Origin of the sequence: Rhodococcus sp. 05-2256-B1, assembly GCF_002258465.1 — a bacterium.
In the GTDB taxonomy this organism is placed as follows: Bacteria; Actinomycetota; Actinomycetes; order Mycobacteriales; family Mycobacteriaceae; genus Rhodococcoides; species Rhodococcoides fascians.
The window spans coordinates 365,513-390,103 of record NZ_NOZA01000030.1; the positions used below are offsets into that span (position 1 = coordinate 365,513).

Annotated in this window: 21 protein-coding genes; 10 read left to right on the forward strand and 11 right to left on the reverse strand. The window is 64.6% G+C overall.

Features of this window, described 5'->3' with window-relative positions:
- The first annotated feature begins 722 nt into the window (after positions 1 to 722).
- From rpoB to CH285_RS18930, 3 genes are all read left to right on the forward strand, one after another.
- The gene (gene rpoB / locus CH285_RS18920) at positions 723 to 4,229 is read left to right on the forward strand and encodes a DNA-directed RNA polymerase subunit beta (RefSeq protein ID WP_094643959.1); all 3,507 of its coding nucleotides are present in this window, start codon (positions 723 to 725) and stop codon (positions 4,227 to 4,229) included.
- A gap of 95 nt (positions 4,230 to 4,324) precedes the next feature.
- Positions 4,325 to 8,281: a DNA-directed RNA polymerase subunit beta' gene (locus CH285_RS18925; protein ID WP_027498213.1), complete on the forward strand. Its 3,957-nt coding sequence runs from the start codon at positions 4,325 to 4,327 to the stop codon at positions 8,279 to 8,281.
- 200 nt (positions 8,282 to 8,481) lie between these two features.
- A complete protein-coding gene (locus CH285_RS18930; protein WP_045840689.1) occupies positions 8,482 to 8,871 on the forward strand; it encodes a VOC family protein in 390 nt (129 codons plus the stop codon).
- Positions 8,872 to 8,888: 17 nt separating this feature from the next.
- Here the strand turns inward: CH285_RS18930 and CH285_RS18935 are convergent, their stop codons facing one another.
- On the reverse strand, positions 8,889 to 10,274 hold the full coding sequence (locus CH285_RS18935; RefSeq protein ID WP_094644061.1) for an MFS transporter: 1,386 nt from the start codon (positions 10,272 to 10,274) through the stop codon (positions 8,889 to 8,891).
- Between the two features lie 67 nt (positions 10,275 to 10,341).
- Between CH285_RS18935 and soxR the strand changes: the two genes are divergently transcribed.
- The gene (gene soxR / locus CH285_RS18940; RefSeq protein WP_174557295.1) at positions 10,342 to 10,779 is read left to right on the forward strand and encodes a redox-sensitive transcriptional activator SoxR; all 438 of its coding nucleotides are present in this window, start codon (positions 10,342 to 10,344) and stop codon (positions 10,777 to 10,779) included.
- Positions 10,780 to 10,817: 38 nt separating this feature from the next.
- Here soxR and CH285_RS18945 read toward each other — a convergent pair whose 3' ends face one another.
- Positions 10,818 to 11,180: a nuclear transport factor 2 family protein gene (locus CH285_RS18945; protein ID WP_094643960.1), complete on the reverse strand. Its 363-nt coding sequence runs from the start codon at positions 11,178 to 11,180 to the stop codon at positions 10,818 to 10,820.
- 75 nt (positions 11,181 to 11,255) lie between these two features.
- Between CH285_RS18945 and CH285_RS18950 the strand changes: the two genes are divergently transcribed.
- Positions 11,256 to 11,750: a MarR family winged helix-turn-helix transcriptional regulator gene (locus tag CH285_RS18950; RefSeq protein WP_094643961.1), complete on the forward strand. Its 495-nt coding sequence runs from the start codon at positions 11,256 to 11,258 to the stop codon at positions 11,748 to 11,750.
- Positions 11,751 to 11,828: 78 nt separating this feature from the next.
- Positions 11,829 to 13,448 (forward strand): alkaline phosphatase D family protein, encoded by a 1,620-nt coding sequence (locus CH285_RS18955; RefSeq protein ID WP_094644062.1) that lies wholly within the window; start codon positions 11,829 to 11,831, stop codon positions 13,446 to 13,448.
- A 17-nt stretch (positions 13,449 to 13,465) separates the two neighbouring features.
- Here the strand turns inward: CH285_RS18955 and CH285_RS18960 are convergent, their stop codons facing one another.
- A complete protein-coding gene (locus CH285_RS18960) occupies positions 13,466 to 14,032 on the reverse strand; it encodes a GNAT family N-acetyltransferase (RefSeq protein WP_094643962.1) in 567 nt (188 codons plus the stop codon).
- Positions 14,033 to 14,055: 23 nt separating this feature from the next.
- Positions 14,056 to 15,657, reverse strand: a complete 1,602-nt coding sequence (locus tag CH285_RS18965) for a GMC oxidoreductase (protein WP_230591161.1) — start codon at positions 15,655 to 15,657, stop codon at positions 14,056 to 14,058.
- 175 nt (positions 15,658 to 15,832) lie between these two features.
- On the opposite strand from CH285_RS18965, the gene CH285_RS18970 reads away from it, so the two are divergent.
- On the forward strand, positions 15,833 to 16,783 hold the full coding sequence (locus CH285_RS18970; protein WP_048316140.1) for an endonuclease/exonuclease/phosphatase family protein: 951 nt from the start codon (positions 15,833 to 15,835) through the stop codon (positions 16,781 to 16,783).
- An 11-nt stretch (positions 16,784 to 16,794) separates the two neighbouring features.
- Here CH285_RS18970 and CH285_RS18975 read toward each other — a convergent pair whose 3' ends face one another.
- Entirely contained in the window at positions 16,795 to 17,169 is a 375-nt protein-coding gene (locus CH285_RS18975; protein WP_048316139.1) for a VOC family protein, read from the reverse strand.
- A 64-nt stretch (positions 17,170 to 17,233) separates the two neighbouring features.
- On the opposite strand from CH285_RS18975, the gene CH285_RS18980 reads away from it, so the two are divergent.
- Positions 17,234 to 18,232 (forward strand): MsnO8 family LLM class oxidoreductase, encoded by a 999-nt coding sequence (locus CH285_RS18980; protein ID WP_094643964.1) that lies wholly within the window; start codon positions 17,234 to 17,236, stop codon positions 18,230 to 18,232.
- Here the strand turns inward: CH285_RS18980 and CH285_RS18985 are convergent.
- Positions 18,208 to 19,125 carry a LysR substrate-binding domain-containing protein gene (locus CH285_RS18985; RefSeq protein ID WP_094644063.1) on the reverse strand — a complete coding sequence of 306 codons (918 nt, stop codon included), beginning with the start codon at positions 19,123 to 19,125 and terminating at the stop codon, positions 18,208 to 18,210. The genes CH285_RS18980 and CH285_RS18985 overlap by 25 nt on opposite strands.
- Before the next feature lie 131 nt (positions 19,126 to 19,256).
- Here CH285_RS18985 and CH285_RS18990 point away from each other — a divergent pair, with 131 nt between their 5' ends.
- Positions 19,257 to 20,579 carry an NAD(P)/FAD-dependent oxidoreductase gene (locus CH285_RS18990; RefSeq protein WP_094644064.1) on the forward strand — a complete coding sequence of 441 codons (1,323 nt, stop codon included), beginning with the start codon at positions 19,257 to 19,259 and terminating at the stop codon, positions 20,577 to 20,579.
- 13 nt (positions 20,580 to 20,592) lie between these two features.
- Here the strand turns inward: CH285_RS18990 and CH285_RS18995 are convergent, their stop codons facing one another.
- The 3 genes from CH285_RS18995 to CH285_RS19005 are packed head-to-tail and all read right to left on the reverse strand — an operon-like array spanning position 20,593 to position 23,110.
- On the reverse strand, positions 20,593 to 21,249 hold the full coding sequence (locus CH285_RS18995) for a response regulator transcription factor (RefSeq protein WP_094643965.1): 657 nt from the start codon (positions 21,247 to 21,249) through the stop codon (positions 20,593 to 20,595).
- A complete protein-coding gene (locus CH285_RS19000) occupies positions 21,246 to 22,532 on the reverse strand; it encodes a sensor histidine kinase (protein ID WP_094643966.1) in 1,287 nt (428 codons plus the stop codon). The genes CH285_RS18995 and CH285_RS19000 overlap by 4 nt, the downstream gene beginning before the upstream one ends.
- Positions 22,532 to 23,110 (reverse strand): hypothetical protein, encoded by a 579-nt coding sequence (locus tag CH285_RS19005; protein WP_094643967.1) that lies wholly within the window; start codon positions 23,108 to 23,110, stop codon positions 22,532 to 22,534. Before CH285_RS19005 ends, CH285_RS19000 begins: the two co-directional genes overlap by 1 nt.
- Positions 23,111 to 23,267: 157 nt before the next feature.
- Here CH285_RS19005 and CH285_RS19010 point away from each other — a divergent pair, with 157 nt between their 5' ends.
- Positions 23,268 to 23,468, forward strand: a complete 201-nt coding sequence (locus CH285_RS19010) for a membrane protein (RefSeq protein WP_027498199.1) — start codon at positions 23,268 to 23,270, stop codon at positions 23,466 to 23,468.
- Positions 23,469 to 23,474: 6 nt separating this feature from the next.
- Here CH285_RS19010 and CH285_RS19015 read toward each other — a convergent pair whose 3' ends face one another.
- Together CH285_RS19015 and CH285_RS19020 are read right to left on the reverse strand one after the other, a co-directional pair.
- Complete coding sequence (locus tag CH285_RS19015; RefSeq protein WP_094644065.1) at positions 23,475 to 24,008, reverse strand: SixA phosphatase family protein; 534 nt, start codon at positions 24,006 to 24,008, stop codon at positions 23,475 to 23,477.
- Entirely contained in the window at positions 23,995 to 24,537 is a 543-nt protein-coding gene (locus CH285_RS19020; protein ID WP_027498197.1) for a GtrA family protein, read from the reverse strand. The genes CH285_RS19015 and CH285_RS19020 overlap by 14 nt, the downstream gene beginning before the upstream one ends.
- Positions 24,538 to 24,591 lie beyond the last annotated feature (54 nt).

The following is a 24,591-nucleotide window of genomic DNA, read 5'->3' on the forward strand; positions in this document are numbered from 1 at the left end:
GTCGATCACGGCTCGACCGTTGTCATTGCAAATGAAATGCGTGTTCCACCAATATCTTTCGTGATTGCCGCGAAAGATCTGGAAGCTCACGCGGAATCGCGGAATCGCGGTCCGCAACTCGGCTCGGGTCGCAGTCGCCAGAGTCCCGATCCACCGAATGTCGATCAGCAGATCCCTCGGTAGCGATTCGTCCGGGTCGCCGCGATCGGCGGGATGAACGGCTGAAGCGAACGGCTGGAGTGAACGGCAGGGCTGATCAGCTTCCGTGTCGGTCTGGGAGGGCCGGCAGAATCGCGTCTGTGCCAGTCGTCACATCGGTCGCCTCGGGCCGGGTCGATGCATCGGCTTTCCGCGGACCTCTTGACGAAGGGAGGCGCAAGGTTCACTCTTGTCGTCAGGAGCACCCCCTTGCGGTATCGGGCGCACACCTGTTCGAGACGGCGTGGCGACACGCTTTCCTCGACTCGGTGCGAGAACGGACCTCGGGTGTTACTTTTGATGCCCCCGTTGCGCTGCGCGCACATTTGGGGTACCTTTGGACGTTGCGCTGGCTGCCTCCTGTCCACCTCTCGATCGCTGTTACCCGAAAGCACGTTTTCGGGCCGCTGTGATGGGGATTCGGTCTGGTTGCGACCAGCCGAAATTCGCCCCACATATAGCAAACAGATACAGCGGCGGTCGCCATGTCGTTTCGGTTGACAGAACGGCGCGACCCGCGTGAGGTGCTGGAAGGACGCATCTTGGCAGTCTCTAGCCAGACCAAGGCAGTTGTCGGAACACCGGGAGCCCCGAGGAGGGTTTCGTTCGCGAACATTCGCGAGCCGTTGGAGGTACCCGGTCTCCTCGATGTACAGACGGACTCGTTCGAGTGGCTGGTAGGTGCGCAGAGTTGGCGCGACCGTGCCGCCGCCCGTGGAGACAGTGGTGTCTCCGGCGGACTCGAGGACATCCTGACCGAGCTCTCTCCGATCGAGGACTTCTCGGGCTCGATGTCGCTCTCCTTCTCCGACCCACGATTCGACGAGGTCAAGGCCTCGACCGATGAGTGCAAGGACAAGGACATGACGTACGCGGCTCCGCTGTTCGTCACCGCCGAGTTCATCAACAACAACACCGGCGAGATCAAGAGCCAGACGGTCTTCATGGGTGATTTCCCGATGATGACCGACAAGGGCACCTTCATCATCAACGGCACCGAGCGCGTCGTCGTCTCGCAGCTGGTGCGTTCTCCGGGCGTCTACTTCGATCACTCGATCGACAAGACCACCGAGAAGGACCTGCACAGCGTCAAGGTCATCCCCGGCCGCGGTGCTTGGCTCGAGTTCGACGTCGACAAGCGCGACACCGTCGGTGTCCGCATCGACCGCAAGCGTCGTCAGCCCGTCACGGTGCTGCTGAAGGCTCTCGGCTGGTCCACCGAGCAGATCACGGAGCGCTTCGGCTTCTCCGAGATCCTCATGGCCACGCTGGAGAAGGACAACACCGCCGGTACCGACGAGGCTCTCCTCGACATCTACCGCAAGCTGCGTCCGGGCGAGCCGCCGACCAAGGAGTCGGCGCAGACCCTGCTGGAGAACCTGTTCTTCAAGGACAAGCGCTACGACCTTGCTCGCGTGGGTCGCTACAAGATCAACAAGAAGCTCGGCCTCAACTCGGGTCAGCCCATCGTGGCGTCGACCCTCACCGAGGAAGACATCGTCGCGACCATCGAGTACCTCGTGCGTCTGCACGCAGGTGAGACCGCGATGACCGCACCCGACGGCGTCGAGGTTCCGGTCGAGGTCGACGACATCGACCACTTCGGCAACCGTCGTCTGCGCACCGTGGGCGAGCTCATCCAGAACCAGATCCGCGTGGGCCTGTCCCGCATGGAGCGCGTCGTGCGCGAACGTATGACGACTCAGGACGTCGAGGCGATCACGCCGCAGACCCTGATCAACATCCGTCCCGTCGTCGCTGCGATCAAGGAGTTCTTCGGAACCTCCCAGCTCTCGCAGTTCATGGACCAGAACAACCCGCTGTCGGGTCTGACGCACAAGCGTCGCCTGTCGGCACTGGGACCCGGCGGTCTCTCTCGTGAGCGCGCCGGCCTCGAGGTCCGCGACGTGCACCCCTCGCACTACGGCCGCATGTGCCCCATCGAGACCCCGGAAGGCCCGAACATCGGCCTGATCGGTTCGCTCTCGGTGTACGCACGCGTCAACCCGTTCGGCTTCATCGAGACCCCGTACCGCAAGGTCGTCGACGGCAAGGTCACCGACGAGGTCGATTACCTGACCGCCGACGAGGAGGATCGCCACACGCTCGCGCAGGCGAACTCCCCGGTCGACGATTCGGGTCACTTCATCGAGGACAAGATTCTCGTTCGTCGTAAGGGTGGAGAGGTCGAGTTCGTCTCGTCCGACGACATCGATTACATGGACGTCTCGCCTCGTCAGATGGTGTCCGTCGCAACCGCGATGATTCCGTTCCTCGAGCACGACGATGCCAACCGTGCCCTGATGGGCGCGAACATGCAGCGTCAGGCTGTCCCGCTGGTCCGCAGCGAGGCTCCGATCGTCGGTACCGGCATGGAGCTGCGTGCCGCCGTCGACGCCGGTGACGTCGTCATCACCGAGAAGACCGGTGTCGTCGAAGAGGTCTCCGCCGATTACGTCACGGTCATGGCCGACGACGGATCGCGTAAGACCTACCGGATGCGCAAGTTCGCGCGTTCCAACCAGGGCACCTGCGCCAACCAGCGTCCGATCGTGGACGAGGGACAGCGCGTCGAGTCCGGCCAGGTCCTCGCCGACGGCCCCTGCACCGAGAACGGTGAGATGGCTCTCGGCAAGAACCTGCTGCTGGCGATCATGCCGTGGGAGGGCCACAACTACGAGGACGCGATCATCCTGTCGCAGCGCCTCGTGGAAGAGGACGTTCTCACCTCGATCCACATCGAGGAGCACGAGATCGATGCTCGCGACACCAAGCTCGGTGCCGAAGAGATCACTCGCGACATCCCGAACGTCTCCGACGAGGTCCTCGCAGACCTCGACGAGCGCGGCATCATCCGGATCGGTGCCGAGGTTCGTGACGGCGACGTGCTGGTCGGAAAGGTCACGCCGAAGGGCGAGACCGAGCTGACCCCCGAAGAGCGCCTGCTGCGCGCCATCTTCGGTGAAAAGGCTCGCGAAGTTCGCGACACCTCGCTCAAGGTTCCGCACGGCGAGAACGGAAAGGTCATCGGCATCCGCGTCTTCTCGCGCGACGACGACGACGATCTGCCTCCCGGCGTCAACGAGCTGGTCCGCGTCTACGTGGCTCAGAAGCGCAAGATCCAGGACGGCGACAAGCTCGCCGGCCGTCACGGCAACAAGGGCGTCATCGGCAAGATCCTCCCGCAGGAGGACATGCCGTTCCTGCCCGACGGCACCCCGATCGACATCATCCTCAACACCCACGGTGTTCCGCGTCGTATGAACATCGGTCAGGTCCTCGAAACCCACCTGGGTTGGATCGGCAAGACCGGTTGGAACGTGCAGATCGCCGCGGACGGCAGCAAGCCCGATTGGGCCGAACGCCTGCCCGAGGAGATGCTGGCGGCTCCGGCCGACAGCAACATCGCCACCCCGGTGTTCGACGGTGCCAAGGAGAATCAGCTCGCCGGCCTGCTGGAGAGCACGATCCCCAACCGCGACGGCGAGCAGATGGTCGGATCCGACGGAAAGGCCACGTTGTTCGACGGCCGCTCCGGCGAGCCGTTCCCGTACCCGGTGTCGGTGGGCTACATGTACATCATCAAGCTGCACCACTTGGTCGACGACAAGATCCACGCTCGTTCGACCGGGCCGTACTCGATGATCACGCAGCAGCCCCTCGGTGGTAAGGCCCAGTTCGGTGGACAGCGCTTCGGTGAGATGGAGTGCTGGGCCATGCAGGCCTACGGTGCCGCGTACACGCTGCAGGAGCTTCTCACCATCAAGTCGGACGACGTTGTCGGCCGCGTGAAGGTGTACGAGGCGATCGTCAAGGGCGAGAACATCCCGGAGCCCGGTATCCCCGAGTCCTTCAAGGTGCTCCTCAAAGAGCTCCAGTCGCTGTGCCTCAACGTGGAGGTGCTGTCCTCGGACGGCGCTGCCATCACGATGGCCGACGGTGACGACGAAGACCTCGAGCGTGCCGCAGCCAACCTGGGAATCAACCTCTCCCGCAACGAAGCTGCCACGGTCGACGACCTAGCGCAGTAGTTCAGTGGTCTCCGGGCCTGCGTCACTGCAGGCCCGGAGGCGTTCTTCTCATTTGCTCTTCCAGCACAACACCCATAACGGGGAAAGGAAGTTACGTGCTCGACGTCAACTTCTTCGATGAACTTCGCATTGGCCTTGCCACTGCGGACGACATCCGTCAGTGGTCCTACGGCGAGGTCAAGAAGCCGGAGACCATCAACTACCGCACGCTCAAGCCCGAGAAGGACGGCCTCTTCTGCGAGAAGATCTTCGGCCCCACTCGGGACTGGGAGTGCTACTGCGGCAAGTACAAGCGCGTCCGCTTCAAGGGCATCATCTGTGAGCGCTGTGGCGTCGAGGTCACTCGCGCCAAGGTTCGTCGTGAGCGCATGGGCCACATCGAACTGGCCGCTCCGGTCACGCACATCTGGTACTTCAAGGGTGTGCCGTCGCGTCTGGGCTACCTGCTCGACCTGGCTCCGAAGGATCTCGAGAAGATCATCTACTTCGCTGCATACGTCATCACCACGGTCGACGACGAGCTCCGTCACAACGAGCTCTCGACGCTCGAGGCCGAGATGGAGGTCGAGAAGAAGGCCGTCGCAGATCAGCGCGACGCCGATCTCGAGGCTCGTGCGCAGAAGCTCGAAGCCGACATCGCCGAGCTCGAAGCCGAGGGTGCCAAGTCCGACGTGCGCCGCAAGGTCAAGGACGGCGGCGAGCGCGAGATGCGTCAGCTCCGTGACCGCGCGCAGCGTGAGCTCGATCGTCTTGAAGAGATCTGGACCACGTTCACCAAGCTTGCTCCCAAGCAGCTCATCGTCGACGAGCTCATCTACCGCGAGCTCATCGACCGGTACGGCGAGTACTTCACCGGTGCCATGGGTGCCGAGTCCATCCAGAAGCTCATGCAGACCTTCGACATCGATGCCGAGGCGGAATCTCTTCGCGAGACCATCCGCAGTGGCAAGGGTCAGAAGAAGCTGCGCGCGCTCAAGCGTCTGAAGGTCGTCGCTGCGTTCCAGGCCGGCCGTAACTCGCCGATGGGCATGGTTCTCGACGCTGTCCCGGTCATCCCGCCGGAGCTTCGTCCGATGGTGCAGCTCGACGGTGGCCGTTTCGCGACGTCCGACCTCAACGACCTGTACCGCCGCGTCATCAACCGCAACAACCGCCTCAAGCGTCTGATCGATCTCGGTGCTCCCGAGATCATCGTCAACAACGAGAAGCGGATGCTGCAGGAGTCGGTCGACGCCCTGTTCGACAACGGCCGTCGTGGACGTCCGGTCACCGGACCGGGTAACCGCCCGCTGAAGTCGCTGTCCGACTTGCTCAAGGGCAAGCAGGGACGATTCCGTCAGAACCTCCTCGGCAAGCGCGTCGACTACTCGGGCCGTTCGGTCATCGTCGTCGGCCCGCAGCTCAAGCTGCACCAGTGTGGTCTGCCGAAGCTGATGGCACTCGAGCTGTTCAAGCCGTTCGTGATGAAGCGTCTGGTGGATCTGAACCACGCGCAGAACATCAAGTCGGCCAAGCGCATGGTCGAGCGTCAGCGTCCGCAGGTGTGGGACGTTCTCGAAGAGGTCATCGCCGAGCACCCCGTGCTGCTGAACCGTGCACCCACCCTGCACCGGTTGGGCATCCAGGCGTTCGAGCCGCAGCTCGTCGAGGGCAAGGCCATCCAGCTGCACCCGCTCGTGTGTGAGGCGTTCAACGCCGACTTCGACGGTGACCAGATGGCTGTCCACCTCCCGCTGTCCGCCGAGGCTCAGGCCGAGGCACGCGTGCTGATGCTGTCGTCGAACAACATCCTCTCGCCGGCATCGGGCCGTCCGCTCGCCATGCCGCGTCTGGACATGGTGACGGGTCTGTACCACCTGACACGTCTCGATGCCGGTGCTGTCGGCGAGCGCGTCGACGCATCGACCGATCAGGCCGAGTTCGGGGCGTACTCCTCCCCGGCCGAGGCTCAGATGGCCGTCGATCGTGGATCGCTGACCGTGCAGTCGCAGATTCGGGTTCGTCTCACCACGCAGCGCCCGCCGCGTGACATCGAGAACGAGCTGTTCCCCGAGGGCTGGAACCGCGGGGATGCATGGACCGCGGAGACCACCTTGGGACGCGTGCTCTTCAACGAGCTGCTTCCGGCGGACTACCCGTTCGTCAACGAGCAGATGCCGAAGAAGCGTCAGTCGACCATCATCAACGATCTCGCCGAGCGTTACCCCATGATCGTCGTCGCGCAGACCGTCGACAAGCTCAAGGACGCAGGCTTCTACTGGGCCACGCGTTCGGGTGTCACCATCTCGATCTCCGACGTCCTCGTGCCGCCGGAGAAGCCGCAGATCATGGAGACCTTCGAGGCTCAGGCCGATCAGATCGAGAAGAAGTACCAGCGTGGCGCACTCGACAAGGTCGAGCGCAACTCCGCACTGGTCAAGATCTGGCAGGACGCGACCGAGCAGGTCGGTAAGGCCATGGAGGCCCACTTCCCCGACGACAACCCGATCCCGATGATCGTGAAGTCCGGCGCAGCCGGAAACATGACTCAGGTTCGCTCGCTCGCCGGCATGAAGGGCTTGGTGACGAACCCGAAGGGTGAGTTCATCCCGCGTCCGATCAAGTCTTCCTTCAAGGAAGGCCTGACGGTCCTCGAGTACTTCATCAACACGCACGGTGCTCGTAAGGGTCTGGCCGATACGGCGCTTCGTACCGCCGACTCGGGCTACCTGACGCGTCGTCTGGTCGACGTCTCGCAGGATGTCATCGTTCGGGAAACCGACTGTGGCACCGAGCGCGGCATCGTCACGACGATCGCCGAGAAGACCGCCGACGGCAAGATGATCCGCGACGCTCACGTCGAGACCAGCACGTACGCCCGCACCTTGGCGAACGACGCTGTCGACGAGAACGGCACGGTCATCGTCGCGCGTGGACACGATCTCGGTGACCCGGCCATCGACGCGCTGCTCGCTGCGGGCATCACGTCGGTCAAGGTTCGCTCGGTGCTGACCTGCACCACCGGAACCGGCGTCTGCGCCACCTGCTACGGCCGTTCGATGGCCACCGGCAAGCTGGTCGACATCGGTGAGGCCGTCGGTATCGTTGCCGCACAGTCCATCGGTGAGCCCGGAACCCAGCTGACCATGCGTACCTTCCACCAGGGTGGTGTCGCCGGAGATGACATCACCGGTGGTCTGCCTCGCGTGCAGGAGCTGTTCGAGGCACGTGTGCCGAAGGGCAAGGCTCCGATCGCGGACGTGTCGGGACGCATCCAGCTCGAGGACGGCGATCGTTTCTACAAGATCACCATCGTCCCGGACGACGGCGGCGAAGAGGTTGTCTACGACAAGCTCTCCAAGCGTCAGCGTCTGCGCGTCTTCAAGCACGACGACGGCACCGAGCGCCTTCTGGCGGACGGTGACCACGTCGAGGTCGGCCAGCAGCTCATGGAAGGTGCTGCCGATCCGCACGAGGTCCTGCGCGTGATGGGTCCCCGTCAGGTGCAGATCCACCTCGTCAACGAGGTCCAGGAGGTGTACCGGTCGCAGGGTGTGTCGATTCACGACAAGCACATCGAGACGATCGTGCGCCAGATGCTCCGTCGCGTGACGATCATCGACAGCGGCTCCACCGAATTCCTGCCCGGTTCACTCACCGAGCGCAGCGAATTCGAGTCGAGCAACCGTCGCGTCGTCTCCGAGGGTGGCGAGCCCGCAGCCGGACGTCCGGTCCTGATGGGTATCACCAAGGCGTCGCTGGCCACCGACTCGTGGCTCTCGGCCGCGTCCTTCCAGGAGACCACTCGTGTGCTCACCGATGCGGCTATCAACTGCCGTTCGGACAAGCTCATAGGTCTCAAGGAGAACGTCATCATCGGTAAGCTCATCCCGGCTGGTACCGGCATCAACCGGTACCGGAACATCACGGTGCAGCCGACCGAAGAGGCGCGTGCCGCGGCATACGCGGTGCCGTCGTACGACGATCAGTACTACAGCCCGGACGGCTTCGGCCAGGGAACCGGTGCTGCAGTGCCGCTCGACGACTACGGTTTCTCCAACGAATACCGCTAGAGCGACTCCGTCGCATGTGACTGGCTGAGTTTTGGGTCGTTCCGCAGGCTCCACTCCTGCCTCGTAGCCCACTACGAGTTTCCACTCACGACGACAGGGCGTGACCAACAAAGCCCCGCATCGACTTCGGTCGGTGCGGGGCTTTGTTCTATGTGGAGGGGGCGCGGTGAGTTTCCCGCGGCACTCGGGTCGGTACCGGTATGACCGAGCAAACACCCAGCACCATCGTGAACATCGGCGTGGCCATGTTCACCGTCGCCGATCAGGACGCAGCCCTCGATTTCTACTCCCGCGTTCTCGGGTTCGAGATTCGCGGTGATCTGCGCTTCGGTCCCGAGAGTGAATACCGGTGGTTGGAAGTGGCCCCGCCGGGTTCGACGGCGCGGCTCGCCCTCAACCCGCCGATGGGAGGTACGCCCGGTGGCGGGTCCATCGGTGTCGAGACAGCTGACGTCGCGGCCGAGCACAAGCGGCTCAGCGCTCTCGGCGGCGTCGATCTCGACGACTTCATGGAAGAGGTGGACGGCGTGCCGCCGATGTTCGCCTTGCGAGATCCCGACGGCAATTCGATCTGGGTCGTCCAGACCTGATCCGGGCAGCCGACGACCTACGCGCGCTGCGATCGCGCCGCCGCTGCAACACTGACGAATGCCAGCGCCGCAAAGGTGAACAGCAGCAACTGCGCCGATCGCAGCGTCGACGGTTCCCCGAGGTTCACCAGGACACCCGCCAGAGCTGCTCCGAAGGCGTTGGCGATCAGCTGAACAGTGTTGATGGCGGCTGAGGCTCGTGCGCCTTCGCCGGGTTCGGCAACGGAGGTCATGGCACCGACGGCCAAGTGTGGCCACGCGATTCCGATTCCGACGCCCGCGACGAGCAGACCCACTACCCACGTGGTGATGGAACCGGGACCTGCTTGGTCGGCGAGACACGTTGCCACGATGCACAATCCGGCGGCGACGAGGATCGGGCCTGCGATGACGATGCGTCGCACGACGCGTGGAGCGGTGGCCGATGCGCTCGGTATCTCGCCGAGGGTCCACCCGAGCGCCAGTGCGGCTCCGAGGAATCCGGCGGCCAGCGGTGCCAATCCGGCGAGACGTTGGCCGAACAGTGGGATGAAGGTCTCCACCGTGGACGCGACGGCGAGGACGACGATGGTCAGGTATATCCATTTCAGCGCGGACGCGCCGAAGGTCGACGGGGGGAGTACGCCGTGCGCTGCGCGACGGTCGGCGGCCACGAAGGCGATCAGCAGGAGTACTCCTCCCAGGACCATTGCCGCGGTGATCGCGAGGTTGGAGACCACGCCGGCGATACTCACCAGCAGGGCAGCTGTGGTGAGCAGGGTCAGCGACAGTGTCGGTACCGGGCTGGGTTCGGTGGCCTCAGCGGTGTGGGCGGGCAGTGCTCGCGGGACGAGGGCAGCCATGGCCAGAGCTGCGAGAACGAGCACGCCGAATGCCATTCGCCAGGCTCCGAATTGGGCGAAGATGCCGCCGACGGCCGGTCCGGCGAACGTTCCCACACCCCACATGGCCGAGACCAGAGCCGCACCTCGCGTCCAGAGATGTTGCGGCAGTGCGGCATTGATGACGGCGTAGCCGAGTCCGGCCAGTAGGCCACCTCCTGCGCCCTGAATTGTGCGGCCCACCAGTAAGAGTTCCATCGTGGGGCTGACGGCACACACGACGGTGCCGAGAGCGAAGACCGTCAGGCCGATCAGGTAGGCACCGCGAGGTCCGCGGGCGGCCAGAACTTTGCTGACCAGCATCGAGGAGATGACGGACGCAACGAGGAAAACCGTTGCAGTCCAGGCGTAGTAGCGCTGGCCGCCGATCTCGTCGATGGCCGTGGGGAGCAGGCTGGTCGTCAGGTAGACGTTCGTGGCGTACAGCGCGACGCCGCCGGCGAGAACGGTAGCGGTGCCGAGGTAGCGAGCGCCGAGCAGCTGTCGCCAGGTTCCGGTCGTGGATTCGGTGGGGGAGTGCATGGTGTGGAAGGCTACGATCTCGAGTGCACTTGAGATCAACTCGTCGTGTCGGCTGGGAGGCAGCATGATCCGTATCAGTGACGAACTGTTGTCCATCGGGGAGGTCGCGGCCAGAACCGGCGCCGCAGTGTCCGCGGTCCGGTATTACGAGACTCTCGGGCTCGTTCCCGCCGAGCGGACGGCGGGCAACGTCCGAAAGTTCCCCCGTCATGCCATTCGGCGGATCTCGCTGATTCAGGTGGCGGTACGGTTCGGAATACCGCTTGCCGAGGTGGCCGAGGTCTTTGCGTCCCTACCGTCGGGGCGCACCCCGAACAAGCGCGACTGGGCCAAGATTTCGGTTGCATGGAACCAGCGGTTGGAGGATCGGAAACAGTCGATTGCGCGGATGCAGGAGCAACTCACCGGCTGCATCGGCTGCGGATGTCTCTCCCTCAACAAATGCAGTCTGCTCAATCCAGGCGACGAGCTGGGCAAGGCGGGCCCCGGGGCGCGGCTCATCTGACGCGTACGTCGGCGGTGTCGAGTCTTGTGGGTGGCCGGCTATGGCTGGTCGATGAACGTGTACAGCTCGGTGATCAGGTTGTCCTTCACGACGACGAAGTCCTGGCCCGAGACTACGGCGGGGGCGTCGGGAGGCAACAGTGCCCAGGAGATTCGGGCGACGTCACCCAGGGCGGTGGGCTCGGCAGTGACGGCGAATGTCAGACCCTCGGAGGGCCCGACCAGCGCTCGAACAGCCTCGATGACCGGCTCTCTCCCGGTGGCGGTGTTCTCGGCGTCGTAGAACACCGCGTCCGGGTGATACATGGACTCGATGAGTTCGCGTCGTTTCGCGTCGTCGTTCGTGTTGAATACTTCGACGACGTTGCGGCGTGCCAGCTCTGCGGGAGTGCTGCGATCCATGGTGTGCCCCTAGGGTTGGTGGTCGGGGTTCGGTGCGCCGGTGCCCCGGACCCAGCATCGCAGAAAGTACGTGACATGTCACCCAGTAACCCCGAAAGCACTCCGTGGTTGACGCCCATCGAGGAATCGGCGTGGCGCGCCTACATGGGTTTGTCGCTGCAGATGACGTTCGAGATGAACCGGCAGCTGACCGAGGAGCACGGTCTGTCCCTGGCCGACTATTCGGTGCTGGTCGCACTGGCGGACAGTCCCGACGGTCGTCGCCGGGTGACCGAACTGGCCGCCGAGATCGGCTGGGAGCGCAGCAGGGCCTCCCATCACCTCGCGCGGATGTCCACGCGAGGGCTCACCGATCGCGCTGTCTCGACTACCGACGGACGGGCCACGGATGCAGTGCTCACCGATGCAGGGAGGGCTGCTCTGAACGCATCGGCGGCGGGGCACGTCGACGTGGTTCGGCGATTGTTCTTCGACGGGCTCGCACCCGAGGGCATCGCCACTCTCGAACCGCTTCTCACTCGTCTGCGAGACCACTTGCGAGCCAACGGGACACTGCCGCGGCCGCAGTGACGGAGGCGACACACGAAGTTCACCTGCCCGTCGGATCGATGACGAATGCAGTTGTCGGTCGCACGAGAGTCTCGGACAATGGTGAACCGAGGTAACGACGTCAGGATCGGTCGCGACATTTCTCTGCGGGCCGGGGCCACACGTCGACAGTTTCTGACGTGGAGTGCGTTGGTGGGGGCGCTGGCCTTCACGCCCGAGCTCGCGGGGACATCCGCGACTGCAGGTGCGCAGTCGGTGATCACCCCCGACTATCCCTTCCGTCTCGGTGTTGCCTCCGGCGATCCGTTGCCCGATTCGGTGGTGCTGTGGACCAGACTCGCCACCGATCCGTTCGCCCCGCTGGGCGGCATGACGCCCGGCGTGGTGCCGGTCCAGTGGCAGATCGCTGCCGATGAAAAGTTCGGTCGTATCGCAGCGCAGGGTATCGAGCTGGCAACCGAATTCGACGGTTGGTCCGTTCACGTCGATGTGCGCGGGCTCGAGCCGGCGCGCGAATACTTCTACCGTTTCCTGGTCGGCCCACATGCGAGTCCCGTCGGTCGCACCAAAACTGCACCCGCACTTGGGCAGCCGCTGAGCACCCTCGATTTCGCCTGGGCTTCGTGCCAGAAATGGGAGGACGGCTACTTCGGTGCGTACCAGGACCTGGCGGCCTCGAATCTCGATGTGGTGTTCTTTCTGGGCGACTACATCTACGAGTACGCGATCAAGAACGAGGGTGCGCGGGCGGGCGAGCCGCGCACCGAGTCGGCGGCCCGAGAAACCATGGTGCTGGCCGATTATCGCGATAGGTACGCCCTGTACAAGGCAGACGAGAATCTGGCTGCGGCACATGCGTCGGCACCGTTCGTCTCGACGTTCGACGACCACGAGGTGGACAACAACTGGGCCTCGCAGATCAGCCAGGACAACGACGATCCACGAGAGTTCCTGCTACGCAGGGCCGATGCGTTCAAGGCGTGGTGGGAGAACACTCCGGTGCGCGCGAACCTGAAGCCCGTCGGCCCGGACATGAAGGTCTATCGCCGGTTCTCGTTCGGTGATCTGGTGGATTTCTCGGTGCTCGACACCCGGCAGTACCGCAGCGATCAGGCTCATGGAGACGGTGAGCACGCGCAGGACGCCGAGACGGCGGATCCGGCGCGCACCATTACCGGTGCGGCACAGGAACAATGGATCCTCGACGGATTCGCGTCGCCGTCGAGGTGGAACTTCCTGGCGCACCAGACCGTCATGTCCGATCTCGCGCAGGGGCAGGGCAACGACCGCAAGGTCGGCATGGATCCGTGGAGCGGCTACGAAGCGTCCCGGCATCGAATTCTCGACGGAGCCAGGGATCGTGGCACGAAGAACGTGGCGTCGATCGTCGGCGACATCCACCGGACGATCGTCTCGGAGTTGCGACGCGACTACCAGGATCAGGTCTCGCCGTTGCAGGGAGTCGAGATCGCCACCACGTCCATCGCGTCGGGCAAGGACGGTGCCGACATCGACAAGACCGGTGCTGCGATCGCCGACGGTTCACCCCACGTCAAGTACGGAAATGCCCGTCGGGGCTACCTGCGCAGCACCCTGACACCCACCGAATGGCGTTCGGAGGTAAGGGTTCTCGATGCCGTGTCGACGCCGGGTAAGCCGGTTCGCACGGCCATGACGGTCACCGTTCCCGAGGGGCGGCCGGAGATTCAGCTGGGGTAGCGCCTGGTGCCGCAGGCTCATCCCGTGCCGAATGTTCGGATCATGGACCACACCTCGGGCCCCTCACTCGGTGTGGCGTGGCTCGAAACACGGAACCCGGCCCGCTCGTACAGGCGCACGTTGCGCAGATCCGATGTGTCCAAGGCCAACCCGGAGGCACCACGTTGCTGAGCTTCCTCGACGGCCTTCGCGAGCAGTAGTCCGCCGATCCCGTGCCCTTGCCGATGCGGTTGCACGCCGAGCGTTTCCAGTGTCCATGACCCCGGTGCTGCGTCGCTGGAGGACAGTCGGTCGATCCGATCTCCGTGTAGCTCGATGATCCGCGCGATGGATTCGTCACCGGGTGGAGGGGCATCTGCGGGCAGTAGTGCAGCGACCCCGGCGTAGTCGGCGGTGAGCAATACGATTCCGTGTCGATGCGCATGTTGTAGGTACAGCTGCTGGAGTTCCTGCAGCGTGGCCAGGTAGTCCTCGGCCGGGATCACCCATCGCGTCCATGGGTAGTCGGCAAATGCGTCGCGCAGTGTGTCGGCCGCAGGCAGCAGATCGTGGTTTTCGGCGAGTCGGGTGGCGGGATGGTGCATGGGTAAACCTCTGGAAAGACGGCTCAGCGCCCGTCGGCGATGATCTGTGCGACGTTGCGTTCGGCGAGTGCGGTGATGGTCAGTGACGGGTTGGCGGCACCGGTGCTGCCCGGGATCAGGGCACCGTCGACGACGTAGAGCCCGGGGTGGCCCTTGACGCGACCGTAATCGTCGGTGGCGTCGCCGAGTACTGCGCCGCCCAGGGGGTGCGCGGTGAAGGTGTCGTCGACATCGCGGGTGAACGGTTCGGCGGCGACCACGGTGCCGCCGGCCTGCGCCATGCGATTCTGCACAGCGCGTAGGGCTTCGACGGTGTCTCGGCTGCCACCCTTGGGCCAGTTGAGGGTCAATCGATTTGCGGCGGAATCGAATCCGAAGTTTCCGCGCAACGGGTCGATGGTCATACCGAGTGAGCCGAGGAAGCCCATGTTCACGGGAACGCCTGGGGTGTACCAGTTCTCGACGGTCAGGGGCAGTCCGGAGTCGTCGACGATGCGGGATGCGCAGGGTGCAGCCTGAGGGCCGGCAGACATCGGTCCGAGGGATCTCGTCATCGAGGCGTCGCCGTTGGTGCCCCAGCCGGTGCCGACGAATTCGTTGAGGTTCGACAATGCGCCGGTGGTGCGTGCGCGCATCAACAGTTCGGTGGTACCGATGGATCCGGCCCCGAGGACGAGGGTGTCGCACGTGAGTGTCCGGGTCTCGACGATGTTGCCGAACGGGTCGAGCCGTTCGATGTCGACGCGGTAGCGGCCGCCGGATTCGCTGCCGATCGCTGCGACGCGGTGGCTGTGGCACACCGTTGCGTTACCGGTGGCTTCGGCTTGGGGGATGTAGTTCTGGGTCAGGTCGTGCTTGGCACCGTTGGAGTTACCGAAAGTGCTTTCCCCGACGGTCGCGGACGGCCGGGAGCGGCCGGCGATCTCGTCGCGCACGACGTTCCAGTTCCAGTTGCCGTCGACTGCTTCGGGGCGAAAGCCTGCGCGGCGGGCGTGATCGTCCCAGGTTCGTGAGTGAGCGAAGTTGGGGCTGTTGTAGACGTCCTCGGGCATCGCCGACGGCCGGAGCATGGAACGGGCCTTGGGATACCAGGTGGCTGCCATCTCGTCGTAGTTCAGGCGTCCGCCGAACGAGAGGTCGAAGAATTTCTTGTTCGGTGCGATGGTGACGCCGGTGTAGACCACGGAGCCGCCGCCGACGGCTGCGCCGCGCCAGACCGAGAGGTTCTCGTAGCGGGTGGTGTCGAGGACGCCGCCGAAGAGGTCGACCGGTCCGACAGGGAGACCGGTGATGTTGGTGAACGAGGTCTGCTGCCACAGTCCGCGGCCGTCGGCCGTCATGTCCGCCGTGAAGATTTCGCGCCAGGGGTCGCGCGGCCAGCGCAGTCCGCGCTCGAGAACGGTCACCGCGGTGCCGGCCTGGGCCATGCGTAGGGCGGCGGCGCTGGCTCCGAAGCCGGAACCGATGACGATGACGGGCGAGTGGTCCGGTGGCCGGGGAGGGTCGGCGAACAGTTCGGGTACCAGCGACCGGATGCGGTCTGCTCCGATCGGCAGAGCGCCGGCGACGGGGGATCCGGGCAGTCCGGTCGAACTCAGGACCGGGGCTGCAGCGGCGCCGAGCATTCCGGTAGCGGCCAACCGCAACAGTTGCCTTCTATTCACGGCAGTACTTCCCCCTCGGACACCTCGCGGACAGCGCTCCCGATTCTGTCGTGTTTGCGACAAGAAAGCCAACGGTCCGGTCGTATTTCGGGACGGCTCCCAGCTCGGCCTCAGGTTTGCCTGCCAGACTCCGCTCATGGTGTCGGCATCGGTGGCTGTATTACTGCTCGTCGTAGCGGTCACGGGGGTCGTCGCGCACCTGTTCGACGGACGTAGGCAGCCGATGGCGGTCGCTGCGGCTTTGGCACATGTCCTCATGCTCGCGGCTGTGCCCGGAACTGTGTTGGCAGGTGTGGCCTTCGGTGGGTGGGGGCTGGCGGCAGGATCGGCGGTCTCTGCCGCGGCGGTCGCGACCCAGTTCCGGCTCCGCTACCGCCGCGTCGCCCGGAGGCCGAGCGAGTCGGACCTGACGGTGTTGCACGCCAACATCTGGCTGGGCCAGGCTGATCCGGATGCGTTGATCGCGCTCGTCGAACACCATCGGCCGGACGTGCTCACTCTCGTCGAGCTGACGCCCGAGGCAGATGCGAGTCTTCGACCCAGGCTGTCCGAGCTGTTACCGCACGCCCACGTCAGCGCTGGACCCGGAGGGAACGGAACCGGCATCTACAGCCGATTCCCACTCGCCGACGAGCAGCGGCACGACGGCTTCGTGACGGAACTGCTGTCGGCTCGGGTACAGATGCCGGGTCGGCCGCTGGTGTTCGCGGTGCATCCTGTTCCGCCGTGGCCGCGGGAGCCGTCCGAATGGGTCCGTGAGCTCGGGCTGCTTCGGCAGCTGCTGGCCAAGATCCCCGCCGACGACGGACCCGTCGTGGTGGCCGGGGACTTCAACGCCACGCAGGACCACCGGCGCTACCGCGACCTGCAGGACGGCCGATTCGTCGACGCCGCGGTGGCCACGGGAGCAGGCATGCTCAGGACGTATCCGGCGCACACCTGGCACCCGCCGGTCATTGCCATCGACCATGTTCTGGTGGCAGACATGGGAGTTCGTTCGGTCGAGGCCGTGACCGTCCCCGGCTCCGACCACCGCGGCATCCTGGCGCGATTGGCTTTCTTACCGAACCAGGGCTTTCCGAACTAGGGCTTTCCGAACTAGGGCTGGGCCGGCAACTGCTGCAGCGACCACTTGTTGCCGTCGGGGTCCGCGAAGTACACGAATGTTCCCCAGCCCTCGTCCTTCGGCTGCTCGACGGTCAGGCCCACCGCGGTGAGGTGGTCGTAAGCCTCCTGGGCACTGTCGACAACCATCAGAATGCCTGCGCCGGCACCGGGTTCGGCGTCTGTGATGCCCTCGCCGATGGCGATGGAGCACGCCGATCCCGGAGGGGTGAGTTGGACGTACCGAATGCCTTCCCACGGGCGTGCGTCGTGGTCGGCATTGAACCCGATCGAGGTGTAGAACTCCTTGGCGCGGTCGACGTCGGTGACAGGGACGGTGATGAGTTCGATCTTCATGGTGAGAGTCATGAAGCAATGATGAGCCCCATTGCGGACATATTCGGTCCGCGATGAGCAGGTCGTTCCGAGAAATATGCCCGACGCATCGCCGGTTGCAGCTGATGTGTTCTTCTCACTGCTCGACCGATCCCGCACGAGGGCAGGCGTCGACGACGCCGCAGCGCTCCGTCACACCGTCGAACGCGGCGTGCACGCCGAAAAGCTCGGGCTGCACCGGTTCTGGGTGGCCGAGCATCATGCGGTACCCGGCATCGCTTCGGGCGCGCCTGCAGTTCTCGCAGCGGCGGTGGCGTCGCAGACCTCGCGCATTCGCGTCGGATCCGGCGGGGTGATGCTGCCGAACCATCAACCGCTGATCGTGGCCGAGCAGTTTCTGATGCTGGAGTCGCTGTTTCCGGGTCGGGTAGACCTGGGCGTCGGGCGGTCGCTCGGGTTCACCGAGCCGGTGCGCGCTGCCCTGCGTCGAGACCGTGACGCCCCGGATACGTTCGAGGCCGACGTCGCCGAACTGCGGTCGTATCTCGACGGGTCCGGTCCTGTGACCGCGCGGCCGGCAACCGCGCCGCCGCCGATGTTCGTGCTCGCGACCGGTGCCGGTCTCGAGGTCGCCGCCCGCGCCGGGCTGCCGGTGGTCGTCGGTGGCCCGGTACTGCGCGGGGACGACCCATTGGGGCTGTATCGCAAGCACTTTCGGCCGAGTTCGCAACTGTCGGAGCCGTACGTGACCGTCTCGCTCGATGTGACGATCGCCGCGGACGCGGCAGACGCGCGCCGTCTCGCACTCCCGGAGGCATGGGCGATGGCGCGATCGCGGCGCGAGGGCGAATTTCCGGCGCTCGAACCCGCCTCGTCGATCGACGAAACGCGGTGGACGCCGCGCACCCGGGATCGGATCGAATCCTCGTTGGACGCAACCATCCTCGGCACGGCCGAGCAGGTCCGGCCCCGGCTCGACGAGCTGATCGAGCGCACCGGAGCGGACGAGATCATGGCCTCCACGTCGACGTTCGACCGGGCCGAACTGTTCGCCGCGGACGCTGCTTTCGCTCAGCTCTCCGGCGCTGTTTCTTGAACCGGAGCTGTCGGCTGGGCCGGTGCCGTATCGGCCAGCGCGGCAACCAGATCGCGTTGAATGTCGGTGGCCGGCACGGCCGCGTCGACCACTGCCGAGACGGGTAGTCGCAGCCGACGGTCGGCCTCGGTGCGAAAGACGAGGCCGGTTTTGGGTGTGCTCTCGGCCGTGCTGGCGTAGAGGATCGACCAACATTGCGGGTGGTTGAGCAGTTCGGCGCTCGCGGTGTGATCGGACGCCACCGGCGGACCGAAGGTCAGTGGAAGCCCACTGCGTTTCATCTCGCGTTCGATGACGCGGTGCAACAGGATCTGCTCGCTTCGTTTGGGTAGCAGCAGTGGGTATTCGGCGAGCTGGCTCAGGCTCGGGTTGGGTTCCCCGGCCAGGGGATGGCCCTCTGCGAGGACGACGACGAGGTCCTCGGTCCACAGTTCGGTGACGTGCAGACCGGAGCGTTCGACGCTGCCGCGGATCAGTGCCACCTGGCAGTCACCCGACGTCACCGCTTCGATCTGTTCTGCGAATCGTTTGAGAACGAAGTCGATCTCGGCGTCGGGATGGCGTTCGCGTACCGCGACGATTGCCGAGATGGCGTTCGCGGCGAACGTCATGTTTCCGGTGAGGCGGAGTTGGTTTCGACGCCTGGTCGTCAGCGCCAACGCTGCCTGTTCGAGCTCCACCATGTGGCGGGCGATGGACACCAATTGTGCTCCGACGACTGTCAATCGGACTGTGCGTGAGGTGCGCTCGAACAGCGGCTCACCGATCTCGCGTTCGAGCTTGGAGATCTGCAGACTGATCGCCGACTGCGAGACGTAGCACCGCTCGGCGGCACGGGAGAAGTTGAGTTCTTCCCCGACCGCGAGGAAGTACTTCAGTTGCCGCAGCTCCACGGCGACCTCCATTCATGAGTTCTGCTCATGGATGCTATTTCAACTTTCGCGTTGATAGCGCAGGAACGGCGGAGTTTCATGGAGGTAGTTCTTCGATCTACAAGAAATGTGTGCTCGGAAAGGGAAGTGCTGTGAAAACGTACGACGTCGTCATCGTGGGTTCGGGATTCGGAGCGTTGGCCGCGGCCAAGGCTCTGGGCAAGGCCGGTGTGACGTTCTCTCTGATCTCCAGCACCACCGAGCACCTGTTCCAGCCGCTGCTCTACCAAGCCGCAACCGGGATGATCTCGACAGGCGAGATCGCCCCGCCGATCCGGCGCATTCTCGCGCAGTACGACTCAGCCGATGTGCGTCTGGGCCAAGTGGTCGACGTCGATCCCGAGAGCCATCAGGTCACCTACGTCGGTGGCGGCGAACGCCACACCATCGGTTTCGGTCGCCTGATCGTCGCCACCGGAGCCACTCAGGCGTACTTCGGCCGAGACGAGTTCAAGGACCGTACCTTCGCGCTCAAGACCGTCGACGACGCGATCGCCCTGCGTGAGCAGATTCTGAGCTGCTACGAAAAGGCGCACCAGACCTCCGATCTCGACGTACGCAAGGAGCTGCTGAGCTTCGTGGTCGTCGGTGCAGGCGCGACCGGCGTCGAACTGGCCGGCCAGATCAGGGATCTCGCGCACCGCTACTTCGCCGGTTCGTTCCCCGACATCGGACCCGACGACGTCACGGTCACCCTCGTCGACGGTGTGAAAGAGGTGCTCCCCGCTTTCGGCGGCAAGCTCAGTGCCTATGCCCGCACCAAGCTGGAGAAGTCGGGCGTCGACGTCGTCACCGGAGCCATGGTCACCGATATCGCCGACGACGTCGTGACTGTGCAGGACGTCGACTCGAAGACCTCGCGCACCTACCCGGCCAAGACCGTGATCTGGTCGGCCGGCGTTCAGGCCAGTGAGCTGGCGGCGACGATCGCCGAGCGCACCGGGTGCGAGACCGATCGGGCCGGTCGGTTGCTCGTGCACGACGACCTCACCGTCGGTACCGCGAAGGACATCTACGCGATCGGCGACGTGACCTCGCTGCACAAGCTGCCGGGACAGTCGCCGGTCGCGATGCAGCAGGGCCGCCACGTAGCCAAGACGATCATCGGAAAGGTCGACGCAGGAACGCCGTTCAAGTATGTCGACAAGGGCAGCATGTCGATCGTGGGCCGATTCAGTGCGGTGGCTCGGTTGTTCGGCAAGGTCGACATGTCCGGACCGATCGCTTGGTTGATGTGGCTCGCGGTGCACCTGATGTACCTGGTGGGCTTCCGCAACCGCTACGTTGCAGTGGTGTCGTGGATGACGTCGTACATCGGCGACAAGCGACCGCACTTCCAGTACACCGACAAATCCGGGTCGATGCTCGAACTTGCCGACGAGACATCGGACGACGAGGAACGTTCGGCGGCCTAGGATTCGGATAGCGCTAGCTGCTCACCAGACCGTTGCGGTATGCCCAGATCACCACGTGCACTCGGGTGCTGACCTCGAGCTTGCGGCAGATGTTCCCGATGTGGGTCTTGACCGTACTCTGCTCGAGTCGCAGTGATCGGGCGATCTCGCTGTTGCCCAGCCCTGTCGCGAGCAATTGCACCACCTCCATCTCCCGGAGACTCAGGTCGTGTTGTGGGGCAGTGCTTCTCGCCGATCGCTGTGGTGCCCCGCGTCGCGCGAACTCCGCCATCAACCGCGGGGTGACGCGCGGCGACAGGGCCGCTCCGCCGGCGGCGACGGTCGTCACGGCGTCGATGAGCTCGTCCGGATCTGCGTCTTTGAGCAGAAATCCGGATGCACCGCTGTCGAGTGCGGCGAACACGTACTCGTCGAGATCGAAGGTGGTGACGACGATGACGCGAACATCGTCGAATCGCGCCAGGATTTCCCGTGTCGCGGTGAGTCCGTCGCCGTTCGGCATCCGAATGTCCATCAGTACGACGTCGGGCCGCAGCGCCGAGACCTGTTGAACGGCATGTCGTCCCGACGAGGCGTGTCCGACGACCTCGATGGTGGAGTTGCCGGCCAGGAACAGCTCGAATCCCTGCCGAACCACGGGTTGATCATCGACGATCAGTACTCTGATCATGCCGGTACCCCGTCGGGACGCGAGATCTTGCCGTCGACCGGTAGTTGCGCGCGCACCACCCAGCCTCTGCCGTCGGCGAGCTCGTTCGGCCCGGCCTCCAGCGTCCCGCCGAACAGGGCTGTTCGCTCTCGCATCCCGGGAATGCCGAATCCCTGACCCGAGGAATCGTCATGACCGGAGGTGGGGGAGGCAATCGTGTTGGAAACGGTCACCTCGACATTCGAGGCTCCAGTGCTGACCTGGACCCGCGCGGTGCAACCGGGCGCGTGGCGTCGAGCATTGGACAGTGACTCCTGCACGATGCGAAAGCACGTCAACTGCACCGCGCTGTCCATCCGGGCTGCGTCGCCGGTGACCTCGAAGTCGATGGAGGCGAACGACATTCGAGACTGTTCGACGAGGTCGGTGATATCGGAGATCATGGGCTGTGGTGCGCCGCCGTCATTGTCGGTCGGGCGCAGGATGCCGACAATTTGGCGGAGACTGTCGAGGGTGCGTTGACCGTGTCCGATTGCGCCGGTGAGTAGTTCGCGTGCCTGCTCGGGGTCGCTCGTGATGAGAGTCCTCGAAGCCTTGGCCTGGATGAGCATGCCGGTGAGGTGATGGGCTGCGACGTCGTGCAATTCGCGCGCCATGGTGCGCCGCTCGTTGTCCAGAGCTGTCTCCAGGCGTTCCCGGTGCGCCGATTCGGCCCGCCCCAGTGCCGCCTCGCTCTCCAGTTCCTGGGCCCGGCCACGTGCGATGTATTTACCCAGCGCGATGAGCACCGTGTAGTTGATGGCCAGGTTGGCGATCTGTTCGGCCACCACTCCGACGCTGCCGCCAGGTCCGGCTGCGGCGTCGGGAAAGGACAGGCGTGTATCGACGCTGACCAGGATCTCCAGTATCAATCCTGCGCCGAGGGGAACGAAGAGTCGCGGGCCGCTCACGCGAATTGCCAACGCGGCGATGGCGAACCAGTACAGGGGAGTGAAACCCAAGGTGCGCTCGGGTAATACGAGGATGAGTGCGACGCTGATCGCGACCACAGCCGAGTACGAGAAGACAGGGTAGGTCCGGCGGACGCAGGTCGCCGCCGTCATCGCCAGTACTGCGACGACACTTACCGTGATCAGGGCCGGGCTCTCGACGAGTTCGTCTCTGGTGTCGCCGACCATGCCCGTCGAGAGTTGGAATGCGGCGTAGACGACGGTGGCCAGCAGCATCTCGACGGGCAGGACCACCGGATGACGGGGCCGCCAGGAAGGGCGGAACGTGTTCGGTATCCGGGACCTGCCCATCATCAGCGTCGACTCCGTTCTCCTGCAGTATCTTTCGAGCGCCCATGGCTCTTGGTTCCCACCACCCACAGCGGTCCGGTGACGAACCAGAAGAACGTGATGACGCCGAGCGGTTGCACCACTGTTTTCAACGCTGCTGCCTGCTCCGAGTCTGCCACGGTGGCTGCCAGCACGTAGGTGATAGCCAGTGCTATCGCGGCAGCGCACAGCCATTTCGCGAATCCTCGGATCTCGTTGCGGTAGGCCTGCGGTCCGGTCTTGGGTGGCGTGGACGGTGCCGGTCCTCCCGCAAACCTGTGGGCGAAGCGCACGTCCAGCCAGGCCACAGTGGAGTGTGCGAACACGAGGGTCCAACCGAGGTAGATACCGGCGAGACGGTGAGCGAACTCGACCTCCCCACCGCGATGCAAGTCGACGGCGACGGCAGCGACGAGGACGAGGTCGAGGACCGGAAGCAGAGCCAGCACGACGGTGCTGGCTCGCCGCATCCTAGCCAGGTAGCGCAAGCACAGGCCGCCGAGGACCAGTACCCAGAAACCGACTTCGCAGACGGCGATGGTGAGCAGAATTGGATTGTCCATGGGCCGATCTCACGCGAGTCGACTCTGATGCGGTATCCCGCCGAGGCGTCGTAGCTGGTGATTCCTACCGACGTACGACGCGGCGGTCCACCGAAAGTCGTAGTAGGCCGCGCTACTGTGGAAATTACGCATACGGGACACGAAAAGGGAGTCGACGATGGCAGGCAAGAAGATCGACAGAGTCCATGCACAGTCCGCGCTGGAAACGGTTCGCGAGAATCCCGGTATTGCATTGATTGCCGCCGCACCTGCATTGGTGGTGCTCGCGGTGGTGTGGTGGCTTCTCGGATTTCCTGCCGCGCTGATTCTGCTGATCGCCGCAGGCGGTGCCGGCTACCTGTATCTCCGGAACCGTTAGTCGGGTCTACGCGCCGTCGGATTCGGCGCGGGGGATGCAGAATTCGGTGATCGTGGCGGTACTTGCTGCCAGCTCGGCCCAGCTGCATTCGGTGGTCAGCACAGCGATCGCCGAGGTGGGGAAGCGGTGTCGCACGTCGCGGGCCACGTCGGTGTCGTCGTCGACGGCCAGTTCGAGTGCCGTCCACGGGATTCCGGGCTCGTGCCCGACGACCAACAGTGTCGAGACGGTCACGTCGTCGAAGTAGGTGTCCGCCAGTTTGATTTCGTCGATGATTTCGTCGGCCGAACCACCGTAGATGTCTCGCTCGAAGCGGGTGGGTGCATCGCCGAGGCCGGTGGCGGCCAGGGTCTCGCGAGTCCGCAGAGCCGTCGAGCACAACACGGCGTCGACGGAGCCGACGTGCTCGGTGATCCAGGCTCCCGCCAGTCCTGCTTCCCGTTGGCCGCGTGGAGCCAGTGGCCGCTCGTGGTCGGGCACGCCGTCGGGGTAGCCGGATTTTCCGTGCCGCATCAGCACGAGGGTCCTAGTGGTCGCCATGCCGTCCACCGTAAACGGTCAGGGCAACCTCGTCGGGAACGACGTTCACCGGCTCGGGGAAAACGAACTTCCGCATTGCCCACCACCGGAAGGCGGTGGCGAGCAGGGTGCCGACGATGGATCCGCTGACGAAGTCCGCGATGTTCTCGGTGATGAAAGACACGTTGGGAGCGCGCAGATCCAGCACGTAACTCGACACCCAGAGCGGCAATTGGTTGATTGCCAGACCGGTCCCGGCGACGGCGAAGAACAGCGCTGCTTCGTGATGGCGACGTCGTCCGCCGCGGGCAGTGAACGACCATTCCCGGTTGAGAACGTACGAGACGATCGTCGCTATCAGCACAGCCAGAACATTGGCTGTCACCGGCTTGTCCTGCAGGATCGTCCACTTCAAGCCGAAGAACAGCACGACGGTGACGACGAAGGTGATTGCTCCGACGATGAGGAACTTCAGAGCCTCGGCGTGCTTGACGAGGGGCGCGAGCCAACGCTCGGGAACGTGGTCGGTGAGGCGGTCGGACACATGCATCCCATCGACGTTACCTCGAGTAACGGGTTGGGTAGTCCCATCAACGATAGGCTC

Bases quoted from the DNA above. Each gene is read 5' to 3' on its own strand.
- CH285_RS18930 (WP_045840689.1), top strand. From the start codon at position 8,482: ATGACCGAGCAAACACCCAGCACCATCGTGAACATCGGCGTGGCCATG.
- CH285_RS18935 (WP_094644061.1), bottom strand. From the start codon at position 10,274: ATGCACTCCCCCACCGAATCCACGACCGGAACCTGGCGACAGCTGCTC.
- CH285_RS18945 (WP_094643960.1), bottom strand. From the start codon at position 11,180: ATGGATCGCAGCACTCCCGCAGAGCTGGCACGCCGCAACGTCGTCGAA.
- CH285_RS18950 (WP_094643961.1), top strand. From the start codon at position 11,256: ATGTCACCCAGTAACCCCGAAAGCACTCCGTGGTTGACGCCCATCGAG.
- CH285_RS18955 (WP_094644062.1), top strand. From the start codon at position 11,829: ATGGTGAACCGAGGTAACGACGTCAGGATCGGTCGCGACATTTCTCTG.
- CH285_RS18960 (WP_094643962.1), bottom strand. From the start codon at position 14,032: ATGCACCATCCCGCCACCCGACTCGCCGAAAACCACGATCTGCTGCCT.
- CH285_RS18965 (WP_230591161.1), bottom strand. From the start codon at position 15,657: ATGCTCGGCGCCGCTGCAGCCCCGGTCCTGAGTTCGACCGGACTGCCC.
- CH285_RS18970 (WP_048316140.1), top strand. From the start codon at position 15,833: ATGGTGTCGGCATCGGTGGCTGTATTACTGCTCGTCGTAGCGGTCACG.
- CH285_RS18975 (WP_048316139.1), bottom strand. From the start codon at position 17,169: ATGACTCTCACCATGAAGATCGAACTCATCACCGTCCCTGTCACCGAC.
- CH285_RS18980 (WP_094643964.1), top strand. From the start codon at position 17,234: ATGCCCGACGCATCGCCGGTTGCAGCTGATGTGTTCTTCTCACTGCTC.
- CH285_RS18995 (WP_094643965.1), bottom strand. From the start codon at position 21,249: ATGATCAGAGTACTGATCGTCGATGATCAACCCGTGGTTCGGCAGGGA.
- CH285_RS19000 (WP_094643966.1), bottom strand. From the start codon at position 22,532: ATGATGGGCAGGTCCCGGATACCGAACACGTTCCGCCCTTCCTGGCGG.
- CH285_RS19005 (WP_094643967.1), bottom strand. From the start codon at position 23,110: ATGGACAATCCAATTCTGCTCACCATCGCCGTCTGCGAAGTCGGTTTC.
- CH285_RS19010 (WP_027498199.1), top strand. From the start codon at position 23,268: ATGGCAGGCAAGAAGATCGACAGAGTCCATGCACAGTCCGCGCTGGAA.
- CH285_RS19015 (WP_094644065.1), bottom strand. From the start codon at position 24,008: ATGGCGACCACTAGGACCCTCGTGCTGATGCGGCACGGAAAATCCGGC.
- CH285_RS19020 (WP_027498197.1), bottom strand. From the start codon at position 24,537: ATGCATGTGTCCGACCGCCTCACCGACCACGTTCCCGAGCGTTGGCTC.